Below are 18,289 nucleotides of genomic sequence, written 5' to 3'. Positions count from 1 at the left end.
GATTTATAATTTATTATTTGCGTCAAATTAGGATCATTTTCGTCTTTTTACGACAAAAAAAATCTCAAGGCATTAACCTGCCTCAAGATTTTGGTGAACTGATGTTTCGCGAGACGGAAGGACGCCGGAGTCCTGCAGCATCCATTCGATAAAGCATCCATACCCCGATTTCGGATCGTTGACAAACACATGGGTCACTGCTCCGATCAGCTTGCCGTCCTGAACAATTGGACTGCCGCTCATCCCTTGCACGATTCCGCCTGTCTTCTGTAACAGCTTCGGATCCGTAATTCGCAGTACAAGCCCTTTGGTCGCCGGGGCGTCCTGCTTGGATACATGAACAATCTCCACAGAGAAGCGCTCTACCTGCTCCCCTTCCACTACCGTCAAAATTTCGGCCGGTCCAGGCTTCACTTCATGGGCAAACGCAATCGGAATCGGCTCCTTATACACGCCTTGCGCCGGTTTTTCATCCATTTTGCCGAAGATGCCAAACTGGGTGTTTCGTTCAACATTGCCAAGCACTTTTCCATCCTTAGCAAAGGAAGCCCGCTTCTCCCCAGGATCACCCTCCTCGCTCTTGGAGATGGAGGTGACGTTCGACTGAACAATATTTCCGCTGCCTACCTCAATGCGGGTCTGGGTATTCATGTCTGTGATCACATGCCCAAGCGCACCGTAAACCTTGTGCTCTGGATCATAAAAGGTCAGCGTCCCTACACCAGCGGCTGAATCGCGGATGTACAGACCAAGTCTCCACGATTTGTCCTCTTCATCAAAGGCCGGGTTCAGCTTTGTCTTCATGACTTTCCCGCTGCGTTTAAATGTAATATCAAGAGGCCGTTTGTTTTTACCTGCTTTCTCCACAATGTCGGCGACCTTGGTTACATCATTCAGCGGCTTCCCATCCATATGGGTCAGAAGATCGCCCAGCTTTAATCCGGCTGACTCCCCGGGTGATACCCTTGCGCCATTCTCGGCATGAACCAGATGATGTCCGACAACAATAATACCGGATGATTTGACTTTGACGCCAATGGTCTGTCCCCCAGGAATGACCTTCAGTTCAGGCACTACATCCACGTGAACAGTTTTGACAGGGATCTTGCCAAATAATTTCAGGGTGACCGCAGCTCTGCCGATCTGCTGGGGCTGCAGGTGAAGCGGTTGTTTTGATGCAAGGAGAGATGTCTTGCCGGAACCATTCAGCTGCAGGATATCCGGCCTGTCGACCGAGGCAAGTGCCTGCACCGGCATATCCACATCCAGATGGGCCTGCTGGCCGGTAAACAGTCTCACTTCATCGGGCAAAGAAACAAAAGATTGGACAGGCTCGGCAGTGCCAAGGAAACAGAGAAGGAAAGCAAGAAGGAAACCGAGCAGTTTTTTCCTGATGTTAGGCTTCAATGGCTGTCACGCTCCCTTTTTCTTCTTTCGCTTGACGAAAAGGTGGTCGCCAATTGCGTACCTTTAAGTTACCCTGCCCCTAAGCTTTTATAACTGTTAATCATTGACCCGAAGCCGTTCTGGAAGCCTTTTGCGCTGCCGCCAGATTGAGCATTTCCTGGGCATGATGAAGTGTCTTCTCCGTGATTTCCACGCCTCCAAGCATACGGGCAAGTTCGGTCACTCTTCCCTGATCGCTCAAGTGCTCGACCTGGGTTCGCGTTCGGGATTGCTCCAGCTTCTTCTCAATTAAATACTGATGATCCGCCATACACGCCACCTGTGGAAGGTGAGTGATGGAGAACACCTGGCATGTCTTGGCCAGCACAAACAGCTTCTCCGCAATCGACTGCGCCGCTCTGCCGCTCACACCGGTGTCCACCTCATCAAAGATAAGGACCGGAATCTGATCATGTCGAGCAAAAATGCTCTTCATCGCCAGCATTATACGCGACATTTCCCCGCCGGAAGCAATTTTCGCGAGTGGACGGAGCGGCTCGCCAGGGTTGGCTGAAATCAAAAACTCAGCGTTATCCATTCCCTGACGCGTCAGGCGGATGCGCTGTCCTTCGTATTCATAGCCGTTCGCATCTTGAACCAGTTCGAGCCGCACATCAAATGAAGTCCGTTCCATCTGCAGATCCTTCAGCTCCCGCTCAACCGCTCGGGCCAGCTTTCTCGCGCTTTCCCTCCGAGCCGTGCTGAGCTCTCTGGCAGCCTGCAGCAGTACGCTCAGCAGCTCATCCCGCCGCTTCTCAAGACCCTGCAGCACCTCATCCTTGTTTTCCAGAAGCTCGGTCTCCTGTTGAATTCTACCGTAGTATTCCAGAATCTGCTCCACATTATCCCCATATTTTCGCCGCAAACCGGTAATCATATCAAGGCGATGTTCTATCTCATCCAGCCGTTCCGGATTGAATTCAATGTCATCCCGATAGTCGCGCAGCTGAAACACCGCATCCTCGAGCTGATAATAAGCAGATTGCAGCTGTTCAACAACTGGCTTGAGACCTTTCTCATCATAAGAAACGACATCCTGCAGGCGGGTGATCGCCCTGCTGATCGTCTCCAGGCCCTGCGGGCCGTACAGCAGATCATACGAACCGGCTACAGCATCCATCATTTTCTCGCTATGGGACAGCTTCAGCCGCTCTTCCTGCAGCAGTTCATCCTCTCCGACCTTCAGCTTGGCGGCCGCAATCTCCTCCAGCTGAAAGCGATACATATCCAGCATTTGATACGCCTTCTGGCTCGTTTCCTGAAGCTCCTTCAGCTCTTTCTCCACTTTGCTGAATTCAGCGAACAGCGCTTGATACTTCCGTTTGGCAGGCCCGATCACCGCTTCCCCATACGTATCCAGCAAGGTCATATGCTGCTCCGGCCGAAGCAGGCTTTGGTGCTCATGCTGGCCGTGGATGTTAATCAGCTTCTCGCCCACCTCCCGCAGCATGCTCAGATTGACCATTTGACCATTGATCCGAGAGGTGCTTTTCCCCTGGGAGGTCAGTTCCCTTCTGATGAGCAAATGCTCCGCCGGGTCCGCTTCAATGCCGAGCCGCCCGAGCGTATCCCAGACCGGATGAGCAGCAGGCAGGTCAAACAGCGCCTCGATCTCCGCCTTCTCACTTCCGTAACGAATCAGATCCGCGGAACCTCGGCCTCCGGCAATCAGACCGAGCGCGTCGATGACAATCGATTTCCCCGCACCCGTCTCCCCTGTCAGCACATGAAATCCCGGATAAAAATGCACGTCCACCTCTTCCACAACGGCGAGATTGCGAATGGACAACGTAACCAGCATCGCTAACACCTCCAAATCGTAACTGCATCCATCAAGAAATATAGCTGTTAATTTGCTCGACTACCTGCTTCCCGTCTTCCTCAGACCGGCAGATGAGCAAAATGGTGTCATCTCCGCTGATCGTCCCCATCACATGAGACCATTCCATATTATCGAGAAGCACTGCAACGGAATTCGCCGTTCCCGGCAAACATTTCATCACAACCAAATTGCCGGTCCGATCGATAAATACAAAGCTGTCGACCAACGCCCGCCTCAGCTTTTGCACCGGATTGTACCGCTGATCTGTCGGCATGGAATATTTGTAACGCCCGTCATCAGTCGGAACCTTGATCAGCAGCAGTTCCTTAATATCTCGCGACACCGTAGCCTGTGTCACCTGGAACCCTTCGGCCCGCAGCGCCTCCACCAATTCATCCTGGGTTTCAATATCCTGATGTGTAATAATGTCCCTGATCTTGATATGTCGTTGTCCTTTCATGTCCGAAAAATCCTCCTGTAAAAATAAACTTGGTCATCGTCAATCCTCATTGCCTGCCCATTCCTCATCTGACCACTCCATGTTCAGACGATGGACGCTGTGCGCGTGGGTGTCCACATACAGCAACCCTTCACATTCCGGGTACAGCAGAAGGAACGGCATTAATCGGTCTCGAATCCCTGCCCCCGTCCAATCGACAGGCAGCCGTTCACGTGCCAGCTTGACCAAATACAGCTCTCCGTTCTCGCCGGAAGCGATATAATCGATAAACAGCCGACTGTGGATTGGACGCTCGTCCGTATCGAAGGTAAGATTTATTTTTACTTTTCCCCCTACGACTTCATATCCCTCTTGCTCCAGCAGTGCAATCGCTGGGTGATCTGGAATTCGCTCGTTGATCGGCACACCCGGCAAATGATCAGGCTCAGGCGACATCAGCCAGCGGTTCAGCTGATAGCCAATCAGCAGCAAGATGATGATGCCCAGCAATATCATTAACAACCAATCGTAACTTTCACTCATCCCCTCACCTCGACTTTTGTATTCGAGAATGGGAACATAAATTCCTCTTTTTCAGCAAAAGAAACCCATCATTTCGATGAGTTTCCTGTGAAAGTATGAGCTGCCTGCTGCACAACGGCTGCAATCCGTTCCGCTAAATCCGCCGGCGCTTGTCCGGATTCCTGAAGCGGTTCTTCCGTAACTTCAGGGCCCTCCGGCTCTAATCGCCAGTGGGCCAGGAATTCGATATTTCCTTCCCCTCCGGTAATCGGAGAGAAGGTTAAATGCTGCAGTGCAAAGCCGATCTGACTGGCAAAGGTCAGCACCTCGGTTAGCACTTCCTTGTGCACCTTCGGATCGCGAACAACCCCGGATTTGCCAACCTTCTCGCGTCCCGCCTCGAATTGGGGCTTGATCAGCGCCACCACATCACCAGGCCTGCCGAGCAGCGCCTTCAGTGGCGGCAGAATAATCCGCAGCGAGATAAACGACACATCAATGCTTGCAAAGTCCGGTGCCGGCCCCTTCAGGTCCTCGGGCGTCATGTACCGGAAATTGGTCCGCTCCATGACACATACCCGCTCATTATTGCGCAGCGACCAGTCCAGTTGGTTGTACCCGACATCGATGGCATATACATATCCGGCGCCATGCTGCAGGGCGCAGTCGGTAAATCCACCGGTGGATGCGCCGATGTCCAGCATCGTCCGCCCGTCCATCGCAATGCCAAACTCCTTCAGCGCTTTCTCCAGCTTGAGCCCGCCCCGGCTGACATAAGGGTGCACCGCCCCTTTTACCCGCAGCTCTGTGTTTCTCGGCAGCTTGGTGCCCGCCTTTTCAATGCGTTCACTGCCCGCATAGACCAGCCCGGCCATAATCGCGGCCTTCGCTTTCTCCCTGCTATCGTAAAATCCTTGCTCCACAAGCAATATATCAATGCGTTCCTTTTGTGTTGAATCCATCTATATCTCCTAAACCGCCTAAGACATCAGGCTTCGCTTCCCCAAGGTAGATGCCCGCGAAGTCTTGAAGCTGCGAATTCTGTTACATACCTGTTCAAGCGTTAGCCCAACCTCTTCGCGCTGCTCCGGAATGCTGCCGTGCTCGATAAAGCGGTCTTCAATGCCCATAAGTGAAACAACGGTATCAAACAATTCCTGTTCCGCAAAAAACTCCAGCACCGCGCTTCCGAGACTGCCTGCCTGCGAAGCTTCTTCCAGCACCAGCATCGAAGTGCCGCTAGCCGCCAGCTCCTTCAGCATCGTCTCATCCAGCGGCTTCAGGAACCGGGCGTTAACGACCTGCACCGATAGCCCTTCCCGCTTGAGAAGTTCAGCCGCCTCTTCCGCCAGCTGAACCATCGGCCCGACTGCCAGAATCGCGTAGCCTTCGCCAGCGCGAACCGTTTCCCATGAACCGATCGGAATCGGGACAAGCTCCTTGTCGAGCTCGACGCCGCGACCATGAATGCGCGGATAGCGGTAGGCGATCGGACCGTCATCGTAATCCAGCGCCGTCTTCATCATATGCCGCAGCTCATTCTCGTCCTTCGGCATCATCAGCACGATATTCGGAATATGACGCATGAAGGCGATATCGTATACGCCCTGGTGCGTCTCGCCATCCGCCCCGACAAATCCTGCCCGGTCAATCGCGAACATCACGTTGGCGTTATGACGGCAAATATCATGCACGATCTGATCGTAGGCACGCTGCATAAAGGTTGAATACACGGCAAACACCGGCTTCATTCCTTCCATGGCAAGCGCAGCGCAAAGCGTGGCCGCATGCTGCTCGGCAATGCCGACGTCGATCATCCGTTCCGGAAATGTCTTCCCGAACGGAATGAGCCCGGAACCGCCCGGCATCGCCGGTGTGACAGCGACAATGCGCTCGTCCTGCTCGCCCAGTTCGACCAGCGTTTGGCCGAAAATCTCGGTGTACATCGGATTTCCTACTGCCTTGAGCACCTTCCCGGACTCAATCTTATAAGGCGTAATGCCATGCCACTTGTGTGAATCGGACTCGGCCGGGCTGTAGCCCTTCCCTTTGGTGGTGACAACATGAACCAGCACAGGCCCCTCCACGTTGTCCGCCTGATTAAACGTATCAATCAGTTTGCCCACATCATGGCCGTCGACTGGCCCCAGGTACGTGAACCCAAGCTCCTCGAACAATCGGCCCGGAACCATCGCAAATTTAAGGCTGTCTTTCATCTTCTCCGCCGTTTTGGCAAGCTTGCCGCCGATGGCCGGAATTTTCTTCAGCAGCATTTCAACTTCATCCTTGGCCCGCAAGTAGGTGCGGTCCGAACGGATCTTGCTTAAGTAATTATGCATCGCACCGACATTCGGCGCGATGGACATTTCGTTATCGTTAAGTACAACCATCAGCTTCTTCTTCTCATGGCCGATATGGTTCAGCGCCTCAAACGCCATGCCGCCCGTAAGCGCACCATCGCCGATGAGCGCGATGACCCGGTTGTCCTCACCTTTCAAATCCCTGGCCATCGCCATGCCCATCGCAGCAGACAGTGAGGTGCTGCTGTGGCCAGCTTCCCATACGTCATGCTCGCTTTCAGAGCGCTTCACGAAGCCGCAAAGGCCGTTCTTCTTGCGCAGCGTATCGAATTTGTCCATTCTTCCGGTCAAGATTTTGTGAACATAAGCCTGGTGCCCCACATCAAAAATCAACTTGTCCTGAGGGCTGTCGAAACAGTAATGCAAAGCCAGCGTGAGCTCAACTACTCCCAGATTCGGCGCGAGATGCCCTCCGGTCACTGACAGCTTCTCAATCAGGAACCGGCGGATTTCCCCAGCCAGATCATTCAATTGGTCTACAGTCAAATTCTTCAGTTGTTTCGGATGATTGATATTCGGAAGCAGCACGAGAATCCCCCCGCTTTCCTTCTAAATAAGTTTTCGAATTCAGATGCCATATGCTATCGTACCGCATTGCAAACACGGAATCGAATTTTGCAATATTGTAAAATCACATAAAGACATTATATCACAAAAAAACCGTTTGCATGTAAAGCGGCCTCAGTGATCGCGCGACATTAGAAAATCGGCGATTTCCAGCAATCTGTCCGGAGCCTCAAGTCCCGCTTCCTTAATCAGCGTCTTCGCTTCGTCTGTCAGCCGCCCCACTTCAAGCCTGGAAGCCTCGAGGCCGATAAAATAAGGATATGTAACCTTCTGCTGCTTCACATCACTCTGCGTGCTCTTCCCAAGCTTGGCTTCATCCCCAATCAGATCCAGAATGTCATCCTGGATCTGAAAGGCAAGACCGATTCGCTGACCGAATGCGCGCAGCGCTTCAATCTGGCGCTCCGAGCAGCCGGCCACTCTGCCTCCTGCGATGAGGGAGAACATGATCAGATCGCTCGTTTTGTGCAGATGAATGTATTCCAGTTCCTCCAGCTTCGTGATGCCTTGCTCCCCTTCCATATCGGCCACCTGCCCGCCGACCATGCCCCTTGGGCCTGCATACTCCGCCAGATCCTCCACGATGGACAGCACACGCTCTGCCGGAACCCCGAACTTCCTCGCACTCTGAACCACCATATAGAAAGCATGGGTCAGCAGCGCATCCCCTGCTAGAATGGCTGTCGCCTCCCCAAACACCTTGTGATTGGTCGGCTTGCCCCGCCGGAAATCATCATTATCCATCGCAGGAAGATCATCGTGGATGAGCGAGTAAGTGTGCACCATCTCCACAGCGCAAGCCACCGGAATCGCCGCTTCCGCACTGCCTCCTCCTGCTTCACAAGCAGCCACGACCAGAAGCGGCCGGAGACGCTTGCCGCCGGCCATCAAGGAGTATGTCATCGATTCGCGTAGAGAGTCCGGTACATCCCAGGCCCCGGGAAGGACATGCGTCAATTCGGTTGCAACCCGGTCTGAAATGCTGCTCATATATTGGTTAAAGGACGGTCTGCCGTTATTCACCAAGATCACCTGTCTCATCGAGAGCCCCTTTAAACGGCTTGCGTTTCAGCTCCCCGCCTTCCTCAATGATCATCTCAATTTTGTGCTCGACCTGCTCCAGCTTCTGACTGCACATCTGGGACAGCTTCATTCCCTTCTGGAACAAATCGATCGCCTTCTCCAGAGGAACATCACCGTCTTCAAGCTGTTCAACGATCTCCTCCAGCTGCATCATCGCCTCTTCAAAGCTTACTTCCTTCTCACTTGTCACGACTGTTCTCCTCCTTCATTCCCCACACCTGACACTGAAGCCGGCCGTCGCTGACCCGGACATGAACCAGATCGCCGAGCTGCACGTCGTCCAGCGATTTCACGAGATGCTTCTCTTGTTCATCGTATACGAGACTGTAACCTCTGGACATAATTTTCAGCGGACTCAGCGCATCCAGATGCCGGATTTCAGATTGCAGTTTGGATGTCTTCTCTTTCATCATGGACTGCATCGCCGAGACCAGCTGCCGCGTGGACGCTTCCCTGCGCTGCGCCGCCGTCTCCAGCTGGGTCCGGGGATTAAACCGGATCAGTCCCTGCTTCAGGGACAGCTGGCGCTGGCGCTGCAGCGACATCTTCGATTTCATCGTTCGCTGGAGCCGCAGGCTGAGCATGTCCAGCCGTTCGGCATGCTGAAGCATGTAGCGGCGCGGATAGACAAGCACCGGCGATCGCTGCAGCGCCGCCAGCCGCTCCTTGCTCGTCTTCAGCCGCTGCTGCAGAGCTTGTCCGAGCTGGCGCTGCCTTTGCCTCAGCCGGGCCGCCAGCTCGGCGCTGCTCGGCACAGCCAGTTCGGCGGCTGCGGTAGGCGTCGCCGCGCGCAGATCGGCCACAAAGTCTGCAATCGTAAAGTCGGTCTCATGCCCGACCGCCGAAATGACGGGAATCTCGGATTCGGATATGGCCCGCGCGACGATTTCCTCATTGAAAGCCCATAATTCCTCCAGCGAGCCGCCGCCTCTGCCGACGATCAGCACGTCCGCTTCACCGATCTCATTCATTGTCCGGATCGCCTGGACGATGGAAGGGGCTGCGCCTTTTCCTTGTACCAGCACAGGATAGAGCACGGCTCGCGCCTGCGGATACCGGCGCCGAATCGTAATCATTATATCCCGCACGGCAGCCCCAGTCGGAGAGGTGATCACCCCGATGGTCTCCGGGAATTTCGGGAGCGGTCGCTTGCGCTCGGCAGCGAACAATCCCTCTTCCTCCAGCTTCTGCTTCAGCTGTTCATACGCCAGATAGAGGCTGCCGATTCCGTCAGGCTGCATCTGGACCGCATAGAACTGATATTGCCCGTCCCGTTCATAGACCGATACGTTGCCGCGCGCAATGACGCGCGCGCCTTCCTTCGGAATGAACGGCAGCCGCCGGTTGTGGGTAGCGAACATAATCGCGCGAATCCGGCTGCCCTCATCCTTCAGCGTAAAGTACATATGGCCGCTGGAATGATGGGTGAAATTCGAAATCTCCCCGCGAATCCATACGTCCGACAGCACCGCATCGCCTTCCATTTTCATGCGGATATAGCGATTCAAATCTTTGACTGTCAGTATTCGGGATTGATCCATAGAGCTCATCTTAAACCAGCCCGTTCAACTTTTTGGCTGCAATCAAAGTGTTCTGCATCAGCATCGTAATGGTCATCGGACCTACGCCGCCAGGCACCGGCGTAATCGGACCGGATACCTCCTTCACGCTCTCAAAGTCAACGTCTCCGGCCAGCTTGCCGTTCTCAAGACGATTCATGCCGACATCAATGACAACGGCTCCCGGCTTGACATAGCTGGCGTCGATCATATTCGCTCGGCCGACAGCCACCACAAGAATATCCGCCTGACGCGTCAATTCAGCCATATTGGCGGTGCGGGAGTGGCACATGGTCACGGTCGCATTCTCCCGCTGGAGAAGCAGCGATACCGGTTTGCCCACGATATTCGATCTGCCGATGACAACCGCATGCTTGCCGGAAATTTCAATTCCGGTGCGTTTGATCAGCTCAATCACACCAGCCGGCGTGCACGGCAGAAGGCTGTCGTCGCCGATCACGAGATTGCCGACGTTCACCGGATGGAAGCCGTCCACGTCCTTTTCCACCGCAATCGCGTCGATAACGGACTTCTCATGAATATGCTTCGGCAGCGGCAGCTGAACCAGAATGCCGTGAATGGAAGACTGCTTGTTCAGCTTGTCCACCAGGGCAAGCACGGTTTCCTGGGTGGAATCTGCCGGGAGGCGATGGACTTCCGAGTAGAACCCGAGGTCATGACATGCTTTTTCCTTATTGCGTACGTATACATGGGAAGCCGGATCATCGCCGACAAGAATCACCGCCAAGCCCGGGCGAACCCCCTGCTTGGACAATTCCTGAACCTCTAGAGCAATGCCCTCCCGAATTTCCTGGGAAACCTGTTTACCGCTAATAATCGTTGCTGCTGTCATCCTAATCTCTCCTCCATTTCAAATAAATGAAACCGCTGATCCATAGTGATGCTATGCGTTTGACATTACAATTGCTGCAGCTTTTCCTTGACGCGATCCAGCTCCTGGATCATCCGGCCAAGCACCCCGTTCACGAATTTCCCCGAATCCTCTGTGCCAAAATGCTTGGACAGCTCAATCGCTTCGTTGACGGCCACCTTGCCAGGCACATCCTCGGCCTGGGTCAGCTCATAGACAGCCAGACGCAATATTTGGCGATCCACACGGGAAAGACGACTCACCTGCCAGCCTTTTAAATAATGAGCCAGCAGTTCATCGATGGCTTCCCTGGAATTCCATGTTCCGTTTACAAGCTGCAGCACATACTCCTTCAGCAGCACTTCATCACCGATGACCCGCTCGGTCTCATTTTCTTCGGCCGCCTCCGAGAGCAGCATCGTTACAGCCTCCATGCTGTCGACTTCGTTCATCTCCATCTGATAAAGGCTTTGAACGGCGATCTCTCTAGCTACACGTCTCTTCATCTTGTTCCTCCTGTGGACCTTGTAAAATCCAAATCCATTTTTCTGATTAGTATGATCAATTCCTTAAACTAAAAAAACCCGTAGACAGCCACTCCGCAAAAAAGGGCGAGCCTGCAGCCTGTCCCAGCATTTTTCGGAGAAAGCTATCACGGGTTCATTTAAACGGCCGCCAACGCTCCGACAGCCAGCGCCCCCATTCCTGCCAATGGAACAGGGAGCCTTGCTTCAGGTCCTTGCGTTTCCCAAACACATAGCCGATAAAAACCACTAATGCAAAGAACAGCATATCCCAAAAACCGGATATTAAGTAAATCAGTCCGCAAACAATGCCTCCGGTAACACCGACAATCCGTCCTCTGTGACTTTCCCATATCTCTTTCCAAGGCATCGGGAAGTTCACCTCTATTCCACACGACTCTTGAAGCTTGGCGCCTGTACCACATTCGCAATATACACGGATACAGAGGCCACTGGAATTCCTGTCGTATCCTCAACAAAATCATGCACCTGTTTCTGAACCTCGGTCGTCAGCTGAGGAATGGATTCCTCTCCGTCCACCACGGCACGAATCGCAATATCAAGTCCGGCCTGGGATACCTTGATCCGAGACTTCAGATCCTTGACACCGCGAACGCGGGAGGCTGCCTTCAGGCACAGATTCTCAATCGTCTCAACCGAGATCTGAATTTCACCGAAGTCGGTGCGCTGATCGATCGAATTCAGATTCGAGCGGTCACGCCGTACCGATATGTAGAAGAAACGGATGCTCATAAGAAGCAATATCCCGGCGATGATAATGCCGGTTAGAAACAGACGCTGTTCCTGAACGGGAGTCACTTCATAAGGAACTGCCCCGCTCAGGAGGAGGATGGCAATAACGGATATTACACCAATGCTGATGCTGTAAATAAACAGCAGCAGTCTGTCCATGATTTTGGCCACGCAAGCACAGCCTCCTTAAAATTGGATTAAACCCTCGACATTGCTGTCGGGGGCTCTATGATCTCTATATTCTGCGTTTTATTTCACGCGCTGAACAAGGTCCAGATCCTCGGTTTTGTCTGCTGACTTCGCAAACTGTACATCGTGAATATGTACATTTACCTCCACGACGTTAAGCCCGGTCATATTCTCGATCGAACGCTTCACATTGCGCTGGATCTCCCCAGCCACTTCAGGAAGGCGATGACCGTATTCGATAATAACGGATACGTCAACAGCCGCTTCGCGCTGGCCAACCTCAACCTTTACGCCCTTGGACAAATTCTTCCGGCCAAGCAGCTCGGCGATTCCGCCGGCAAACCCGCCGCTCATCCCTGCAACACCGGCAACCTCAACCGTTGCAAGTCCTGCAATGACCTCGATGACCTCCGGAGCAATTTGAATCTCACCGATATCCGTACGTTCAAATTCTGTTGGCAAAGATTCTACCATGATCTAAACACCCTTTCGTATAAGTTTGCGGATGCACCCGGACTGCTCAAGGCATGCGCCCTTATTACACATACTATACCATTTGGCCAAGTTTATGACAAACTTGGCCATATGGATCAAACTTCATTTTCTTCCAGGAATTTAATATCAAAATCACCTTTCAGGAAGGTCGGATGCTCCAGCAGCTTTTGATGGAACGGAATTGTAGTATAAATTCCTTCAATCTCAAATTCCATCAGCGCGCGTCTCATCTTCGCAATCGCCTCCTCGCGGGTCGGAGCCCATACGATCAGCTTCGCGATCATCGAATCATAATACGGACTGATGGTGTATCCAGGATAAGCCGCGCTGTCCACGCGAACACCCGGACCGCCTGGCGGCAGATAGAACTGAATCGTCCCCGGCGCAGGCATGAAGTCCTTGTCCGGGTTCTCCGCGTTGATGCGGCATTCAATCGACCAGCCGTTGATCTTGACATCCTCCTGCTTGAAGGAGAGCGGATTGCCTTCGGCAACCGAGATCATCTCCTGAATCAGGTCCACACCCGTGACCATTTCGGTTACCGGATGCTCAACCTGGATTCGCGTGTTCATTTCCATGAAGTAAAATTGACCGTCCGGACCGAGCAGAAATTCCAGCGTTCCGGCACCGGAATATTGAACGGCCTTGGCCGCGCGCACAGCAGCTTCCCCCATTCGGCTCCGGACTTCTTCCGTCAGAACCGGGCAAGGCGCTTCCTCCACCAGCTTCTGGCGGCGGCGCTGCACCGAGCAGTCACGCTCGCCCAGATGCACCGCATTGCCGTGCTTGTCGGCAATAATCTGGATCTCCACATGCTTCATGCCCGTCAAGTATTTCTCCAGATATACGCCGGCATTGCCGAACGCCTTCTGCGCTTCCTGCTGAGCGGTTGTAATCTGCTTGATGAGCGCTTGCTCATCCTCTGCGATGCGAATGCCCTTGCCGCCGCCGCCGGCGGTCGCCTTAATGATGATCGGGTAGCCGATATCTCTGGCCAGCATCACCGCCTCGTCCAGATCCTCGACCAGACCGTCCGAGCCTGGAATGACCGGCACGCCGGCATCCTTCATCGTCTGTTTGGCGACAGCCTTGTCACCCATGCGGTTGATGGCATCGGCAGAGGGGCCGATAAAGGTGATGTTGCACGACTCGCAAATTTCCGCGAAGTCAGCGTTTTCAGCCAGGAACCCGTATCCGGGATGAATGGCGTCGCATTCCGTCAGCGTGGCTACGCTCATAATATTAGTAAAGTTCAGATAGCTGTCTTTGGATAAGGTAGGACCGATGCAATAAGCCTCATCAGCCAGTTTAACATGCAGTGAATCCCGATCCGGTTCCGAGTACACCGCAACGGTCGATATGCCAAGCTCACGGCAGGCCCGAATGATGCGGACAGCAATCTCCCCGCGGTTCGCAACCAGCACTTTTTGAAATGTCATGAAGTAACCTCCTTCGAACTCGTATGGCGTTCGTTCGTAAGCAATGTCCCGCGGATCAATCCGCTTTTACCAGGAACAGAGGCTGTCCGAACTCGACCAACTGGCCATTTTCCACAAGCACTTCAACGATCTGGCCTTTCACTTCGGCTTCCAGCTCGTTCATCAGCTTCATGGCCTCGATAATGCACACCGTTGTTTTCTCATCCACACGGTCGCCAGGGCTGACGAATGGACCCGCCTCTGGAGATGGGGAACGGTAGAAGGTTCCGACCATCGGAGACACAATCTTATGTAATGCGCTGTTGCTGTCCACGGCTGCAGCTTCCTGCGACGCCTGGGCTGGTGCCTGTCCGGTCTGAACGGTCTGCGGAGCCACAACTTGAGGCGCAGGTATAAACGTCTGAGGGGCTGCCTGCAGGCTGACCACCTCTTGGGTGCTAGGCTTTTTAATAGACAGGCGGGTGCCTTCGTTCTCAATCTCAAGCTCCTGAACAGAGGTTTCATCCACCAGTTTAATCAGTTCCTTAATTTCATCCAATTTAAACATTCTCGACGCTCACTCCTTCATATTCTGGAAAGCCCATCATAGGACAAGTCAGTCAATAGCTTAAAGTATTATATCACAAACATAAGAAATAGAAAGAGCCCCGAAAAAATCCCGGGCTCTTTGATATTTGGCGTTTTTCGCCGCATTTTGCGGAATTTTGCCGATACCGATTATGGCGATACGTATTGAACCGTAACTTTATCCGGGCTTACCTTGAGCTCTTTCATCACGAGGGTTACAATGCCAGCAGCTCCCTTGGCATCCAGCTCGTTTGTCAGCACCACGACATTATATCTGTCATTCTCTTCTTTGACAACTGCATTTCCGAACTGTTCTTGGAGTTCTACCTCAATGCTCTCGATGACCGCTTCTCTTTCCTCGGCAGCTCGCATCTGCTCGCTGGCCTTCGCCAATTCTTCCGGCGTGCTGTCCTGATTGCCGATTCTGGCCATCAATTCATCATACAGCTTCATATTTTTTTCCGTGCGCTCCATTTTGTAAGCTTCGATTTTGGATTCGCTGGTGCCCGCCTGGGCGGCAACTTCCTCCAAAATTTCCTTCTCTGTCTTGGCTCCGGTTGTGCTGCTCGTTTCACTCGACTTGTCCTCGCCTGAAGGTTCGGTCTTCGGCTGCTCGGCTCCGGTGTTCGATTGTCCGGCATTCTGATTGCCTTCAGCAGCCGACGTATCGGCATCGGCAGCACCGGAATCCGCATCAGCCTCCCCGGTTTCCGTGCCTGTGCTTTCCGCATTCTCCGGCGCCGTTCCCGGCTCTTCGGAAGCTCCTTCTTCCACGATCTCGTTGATCACCAGCTCATCCGGATTGCCTGTACCGTCTGCGCCTTGTACGCCTGGGCCCGCTCCATCGGCCTGGGTGCTGTCCGCTACCGGCGGCGTCGTTGAGCCCGGATCATCCGTGAACAAGTAGTAGGCCGAGAGGACGACCATCAAACTGAGCATCGATACTAACCAAATGGTTTGTCTTTTGTTATTCATTATGAACGCTTCCTCCTTTAATTGAGAACCTGCGGGAACGATCGGCTCGTTCACCCTGCTACTGCTGCTTGCGAGGCACGACCGAGATGCGATAGGTTGGAACATTCAGACCTCGCTGCACCGCATCCACAATCAGTCCTTTCACCACTTCGTTCTCTGCGCCCTTGGCCACAACCAGCACGCCTCTGACCTGCGGTTTGATCCGCTTCGTCACGATCGGAGCCTGGTCTCCGGAAGTTTCGTAAGTGACGATCTGACCGTCGCGGGTGTAGCTGGTAATGTGACGTTTGCCCCCGTTCGCGTCGGTTTCCTCTGTCAGCTCCTGGGTATCCCTGATGTTTTTATGGACGACCAGCTCTTCCGTAGATTCCACCGTCACCATGACGTCGACCTCGCCGACGCCGACAATTTGCTCCAGCATCGCCTTGGTGCGCATCTCGAAGTCCTGCTCGATCGTTTCAAATTCGCCGGCCGCGTTATCCGCATCCGTTGGCACGGATGTTGTTACCGAGGCGTCCGGCGGCTCGCGGCTGACATTGTCCTGATCAATCTTCTTCACATTGATGAAGGAGCTGAACAGCATGATGGCCACGCCGACGAGCCCAAGTATGATGAGCCAGCGTAAGGTTTGAACCTTTTTAGCACCGCCCGCCCCGCCACCTAGCCACTCCTCCAACCGCTTTAGCCAGTTCCCCATCCGATTCACCTCCGTTCATAATGTCGTATCGCCTTCCACGCCAGGCAGTTCGACGGTGATTTGCTCCGGTTTCAAATCCCACTGGCTGCTGAGCAATTCGCGAACCGGCTGAACCCTTGCCTTCGCTTCTGCCGAGCTCGCCTCCTGGACGCTGCCTGACTCGTTCTCCGGATTATCCTTATTCGGGTGTGACGTTGATTGAATGTTCACATCTATAGCATCAACGGGTGTTATACCGATTGGTTTATGGGTGATCTTGGAGTCGGGCTCCGCCGGCTTCGACTGATCCGGCACGAGCTTGACACTGACCGACTGAATGACTGCTTCCGACAACTCTTCCGATTTGCCAAGCGCCAGGACAACCTGCACGCTCTGTACACGCTCCCCCGTCTCCCGGCTGATGTCTTCCTTCATCACCCGGGCCAGCTCCTCGCCTGCCCATTGCAGGCTCTGGTTCCGCTGCTGTTCCTTGAACTGCTCGGCCTGGGCCAGGATGGCGTCCAGCTGCGCCTCGTCAGCGCTCCCTCTCTCCAGCTGCCTCAGCTCTGCGGCCAGCTTATTCTCCGGCGAATCCGTCAGCAGGCTGACGATGGGTCCGAGCAGCGTCAACAGGATGAGAAAGCTGAGCACGACTCTGGCGTAGCGTTCCATCTTTTTTCCCGGCAGGATCATATCCACGAAGGCTGCAAACAGCACGATCATGATGACGCTTTTCAGCCATTGTCCCAGCCAGTCCATTCTTCGCTTCACTCCCCTTCGGGCTCAGATAAGCGGCAGCGATCCGGTTCTCCTTCAAACGGGAAGCTTCATCTGCAGCTCTACCCCTCCGCCTCACCTCATCATGACGGTGATGTTGCCTGCCGTCAGCATGATGGTGATCGCCAGAAAGAACATCATGCTCACCGCAGCCAGCGCTGCGAACACGTACAGCATCGTTTTGCCAATCGTCTGGAGGCAGGTGACAATCGGAGTGTCACCAAGCGGCTGCATGATTGCCGCGGACACATTGTAGATGAGCGCCAGTATCAATATTTTGATCGCGGGAAACGCGCACAGGAACAATATGATGATGACGCCGGCCAGACCGATCGAATTCTTCACGAGCAGCGATGCGGATATGACCGTGTCCGTTGCATCCGCGAACATCTTGCCGACGACCGGCACGAAGTTGCCGGTCACGTATTTGGCGGCCCGGATGACAACACCGTCCGTAATCGAGCCGGATATGCCCTGCACGGAAATCACGCCGAGGAATACGGTGAGCAGCACCCCCAGCACCCCCATGCCGACACCCCGCAGCAGATTGCCAAGCTGGGTCAGCTTGTACTTATCGGACAGCGAGCTTACCAGATGCAGCATCGCCGAGAAGAACAGAAGCGGAAATACGATCGTGCTGATCAGCGTGCCCACGGTATGAACCATAAAGATGACCAGAGGATGGGCGACGGAGACGGTGACGACATTTCCCATCGAAGCCATCAGAGCGAACAGGAGCGGCAGCATCGCCAGCATGAAGTCAACCATGCTGCTGATCGCGCCCTTCGCGTAGCCGATGGCGACACTGAAGCTGTTGACCGCAAGGATCAGCACGACCATGTAGCAGATGGCGTAGGCGACACGGCTGACCGTGTTTTTTTCAAAAGCGGATTGCAGCTGCTCCAGGATCATGCTCATGCTGCTCAGCATCACGATGCTGACCAGCAGCTTGCCATTAAACAGCACCTCGTGCCACATGTACTTGCCGAGCCCGGAGAGCACCGACGTAAACGATAATCCGTCTCCTCCCGGCAGAAGCATATCCATCAGGGAGGGCGTTCTGCCCTCCGGGAAGAAGCCGCCATAATCCTTCATCAGCTGTTCCCAGTATTTCTCTACCTGCTCTGTCGGCAGTTGCTCGGTCTGCTGTCTGACCCAATCCTCCGCTGGGGAAGAGGCATGGACGGTTCCGGAAAACAGCCCCATCATCAACAACATCACGATC

20 protein-coding genes are annotated in these 18,289 nt (G+C 54.0%); all 20 read right to left on the bottom strand.

What is annotated here, in order from left to right:
* Positions 1-72 precede the first annotated feature (72 nt).
* The 20 genes from spoIVB to spoIIIAE all read right to left on the bottom strand — a co-directional run bounded on the left by spoIVB (position 73) and on the right by spoIIIAE (position 18,282).
* Positions 73-1,407, bottom strand: coding sequence for a SpoIVB peptidase (gene spoIVB, locus CHH67_RS02645; RefSeq protein WP_095263418.1), 1,335 nt, complete (start codon positions 1,405-1,407; stop codon positions 73-75).
* Between the two features lie 100 nt (positions 1,408-1,507).
* On the bottom strand, positions 1,508-3,247 hold the full coding sequence (gene recN, locus CHH67_RS02640) for a DNA repair protein RecN (RefSeq protein ID WP_095263417.1): 1,740 nt from the start codon (positions 3,245-3,247) through the stop codon (positions 1,508-1,510).
* 31 nt (positions 3,248-3,278) lie between these two features.
* On the bottom strand, positions 3,279-3,728 hold the full coding sequence (gene ahrC, locus CHH67_RS02635) for a transcriptional regulator AhrC/ArgR (RefSeq protein ID WP_095263416.1): 450 nt from the start codon (positions 3,726-3,728) through the stop codon (positions 3,279-3,281).
* A gap of 39 nt (positions 3,729-3,767) precedes the next feature.
* On the bottom strand, positions 3,768-4,250 hold the full coding sequence (locus CHH67_RS02630) for a hypothetical protein (RefSeq protein ID WP_095263415.1): 483 nt from the start codon (positions 4,248-4,250) through the stop codon (positions 3,768-3,770).
* Between the two features lie 68 nt (positions 4,251-4,318).
* Positions 4,319-5,191, bottom strand: a complete 873-nt coding sequence (locus CHH67_RS02625; RefSeq protein ID WP_095263414.1) for a TlyA family RNA methyltransferase — start codon at positions 5,189-5,191, stop codon at positions 4,319-4,321.
* Positions 5,192-5,209: 18 nt separating this feature from the next.
* The gene (gene dxs / locus CHH67_RS02620) at positions 5,210-7,117 is read right to left on the bottom strand and encodes a 1-deoxy-D-xylulose-5-phosphate synthase (RefSeq protein ID WP_095263413.1); all 1,908 of its coding nucleotides are present in this window, start codon (positions 7,115-7,117) and stop codon (positions 5,210-5,212) included.
* A gap of 153 nt (positions 7,118-7,270) precedes the next feature.
* Complete coding sequence (locus CHH67_RS02615; protein WP_179292053.1) at positions 7,271-8,197, bottom strand: polyprenyl synthetase family protein; 927 nt, start codon at positions 8,195-8,197, stop codon at positions 7,271-7,273.
* A complete protein-coding gene (gene xseB / locus CHH67_RS02610; protein WP_141235825.1) occupies positions 8,172-8,429 on the bottom strand; it encodes an exodeoxyribonuclease VII small subunit in 258 nt (85 codons plus the stop codon). The genes CHH67_RS02615 and xseB overlap by 26 nt, the downstream gene beginning before the upstream one ends.
* Positions 8,419-9,780 carry an exodeoxyribonuclease VII large subunit gene (gene xseA / locus CHH67_RS02605; RefSeq protein ID WP_095263412.1) on the bottom strand — a complete coding sequence of 454 codons (1,362 nt, stop codon included), beginning with the start codon at positions 9,778-9,780 and terminating at the stop codon, positions 8,419-8,421. The genes xseB and xseA overlap by 11 nt, the downstream gene beginning before the upstream one ends.
* 10 nt (positions 9,781-9,790) lie before the next feature.
* Positions 9,791-10,651, bottom strand: coding sequence for a bifunctional methylenetetrahydrofolate dehydrogenase/methenyltetrahydrofolate cyclohydrolase FolD (gene folD / locus CHH67_RS02600; RefSeq protein ID WP_095263411.1), 861 nt, complete (start codon positions 10,649-10,651; stop codon positions 9,791-9,793).
* Positions 10,652-10,716: 65 nt separating this feature from the next.
* A complete protein-coding gene (gene nusB / locus CHH67_RS02595; protein WP_095263410.1) occupies positions 10,717-11,175 on the bottom strand; it encodes a transcription antitermination factor NusB in 459 nt (152 codons plus the stop codon).
* 154 nt (positions 11,176-11,329) lie between these two features.
* Positions 11,330-11,563, bottom strand: coding sequence for a DUF2273 domain-containing protein (locus tag CHH67_RS02590; RefSeq protein WP_095263409.1), 234 nt, complete (start codon positions 11,561-11,563; stop codon positions 11,330-11,332).
* Positions 11,564-11,577: 14 nt separating this feature from the next.
* Entirely contained in the window at positions 11,578-12,117 is a 540-nt protein-coding gene (gene amaP, locus CHH67_RS02585; protein ID WP_095263408.1) for an alkaline shock response membrane anchor protein AmaP, read from the bottom strand.
* Between the two features lie 78 nt (positions 12,118-12,195).
* Positions 12,196-12,609: an Asp23/Gls24 family envelope stress response protein gene (locus tag CHH67_RS02580; protein WP_095263407.1), complete on the bottom strand. Its 414-nt coding sequence runs from the start codon at positions 12,607-12,609 to the stop codon at positions 12,196-12,198.
* A gap of 116 nt (positions 12,610-12,725) precedes the next feature.
* Positions 12,726-14,069: an acetyl-CoA carboxylase biotin carboxylase subunit gene (accC, locus tag CHH67_RS02575; protein ID WP_095263406.1), complete on the bottom strand. Its 1,344-nt coding sequence runs from the start codon at positions 14,067-14,069 to the stop codon at positions 12,726-12,728.
* A gap of 55 nt (positions 14,070-14,124) precedes the next feature.
* The gene (gene accB / locus CHH67_RS02570; protein WP_095263405.1) at positions 14,125-14,616 is read right to left on the bottom strand and encodes an acetyl-CoA carboxylase biotin carboxyl carrier protein; all 492 of its coding nucleotides are present in this window, start codon (positions 14,614-14,616) and stop codon (positions 14,125-14,127) included.
* A 170-nt stretch (positions 14,617-14,786) separates the two neighbouring features.
* On the bottom strand, positions 14,787-15,611 hold the full coding sequence (locus CHH67_RS02565) for a SpoIIIAH-like family protein (RefSeq protein ID WP_095263404.1): 825 nt from the start codon (positions 15,609-15,611) through the stop codon (positions 14,787-14,789).
* A 58-nt stretch (positions 15,612-15,669) separates the two neighbouring features.
* Positions 15,670-16,308: a stage III sporulation protein AG gene (gene spoIIIAG, locus CHH67_RS02560; protein WP_095263403.1), complete on the bottom strand. Its 639-nt coding sequence runs from the start codon at positions 16,306-16,308 to the stop codon at positions 15,670-15,672.
* 15 nt (positions 16,309-16,323) lie between these two features.
* On the bottom strand, positions 16,324-17,058 hold the full coding sequence (spoIIIAF, locus tag CHH67_RS02555) for a stage III sporulation protein AF (protein ID WP_244908064.1): 735 nt from the start codon (positions 17,056-17,058) through the stop codon (positions 16,324-16,326).
* Positions 17,059-17,139: 81 nt separating this feature from the next.
* Complete coding sequence (spoIIIAE, locus tag CHH67_RS02550; RefSeq protein WP_425320427.1) at positions 17,140-18,282, bottom strand: stage III sporulation protein AE; 1,143 nt, start codon at positions 18,280-18,282, stop codon at positions 17,140-17,142.
* Positions 18,283-18,289: the final 7 nt, after the last annotated feature.

Source organism: Paenibacillus campinasensis (assembly GCF_002272015.1).
Taxonomy (GTDB): domain Bacteria; phylum Bacillota; class Bacilli; order Paenibacillales; family Paenibacillaceae; genus Paenibacillus_AQ; species Paenibacillus_AQ campinasensis.
This window is presented reverse-complemented; position numbering and strand designations above follow the sequence as displayed.

Bases quoted from the DNA above. Each gene is read 5' to 3' on its own strand.
- recN (WP_095263417.1), bottom strand. From the start codon at position 3,247: ATGCTGGTTACGTTGTCCATTCGCAATCTCGCCGTTGTGGAAGAGGTG.
- ahrC (WP_095263416.1), bottom strand. From the start codon at position 3,728: ATGAAAGGACAACGACATATCAAGATCAGGGACATTATTACACATCAG.
- CHH67_RS02630 (WP_095263415.1), bottom strand. From the start codon at position 4,250: ATGAGTGAAAGTTACGATTGGTTGTTAATGATATTGCTGGGCATCATC.
- CHH67_RS02625 (WP_095263414.1), bottom strand. From the start codon at position 5,191: ATGGATTCAACACAAAAGGAACGCATTGATATATTGCTTGTGGAGCAA.
- CHH67_RS02615 (WP_179292053.1), bottom strand. From the start codon at position 8,197: ATGAGACAGGTGATCTTGGTGAATAACGGCAGACCGTCCTTTAACCAA.
- xseA (WP_095263412.1), bottom strand. From the start codon at position 9,780: ATGGATCAATCCCGAATACTGACAGTCAAAGATTTGAATCGCTATATC.
- folD (WP_095263411.1), bottom strand. From the start codon at position 10,651: ATGACAGCAGCAACGATTATTAGCGGTAAACAGGTTTCCCAGGAAATT.
- nusB (WP_095263410.1), bottom strand. From the start codon at position 11,175: ATGAAGAGACGTGTAGCTAGAGAGATCGCCGTTCAAAGCCTTTATCAG.
- CHH67_RS02590 (WP_095263409.1), bottom strand. From the start codon at position 11,563: ATGCCTTGGAAAGAGATATGGGAAAGTCACAGAGGACGGATTGTCGGT.
- CHH67_RS02580 (WP_095263407.1), bottom strand. From the start codon at position 12,609: ATGGTAGAATCTTTGCCAACAGAATTTGAACGTACGGATATCGGTGAG.
- accC (WP_095263406.1), bottom strand. From the start codon at position 14,069: ATGACATTTCAAAAAGTGCTGGTTGCGAACCGCGGGGAGATTGCTGTC.
- accB (WP_095263405.1), bottom strand. From the start codon at position 14,616: ATGTTTAAATTGGATGAAATTAAGGAACTGATTAAACTGGTGGATGAA.
- CHH67_RS02565 (WP_095263404.1), bottom strand. From the start codon at position 15,611: ATGAATAACAAAAGACAAACCATTTGGTTAGTATCGATGCTCAGTTTG.
- spoIIIAG (WP_095263403.1), bottom strand. From the start codon at position 16,308: ATGGGGAACTGGCTAAAGCGGTTGGAGGAGTGGCTAGGTGGCGGGGCG.
- spoIIIAE (WP_425320427.1), bottom strand. From the start codon at position 18,282: ATGTTGTTGATGATGGGGCTGTTTTCCGGAACCGTCCATGCCTCTTCC.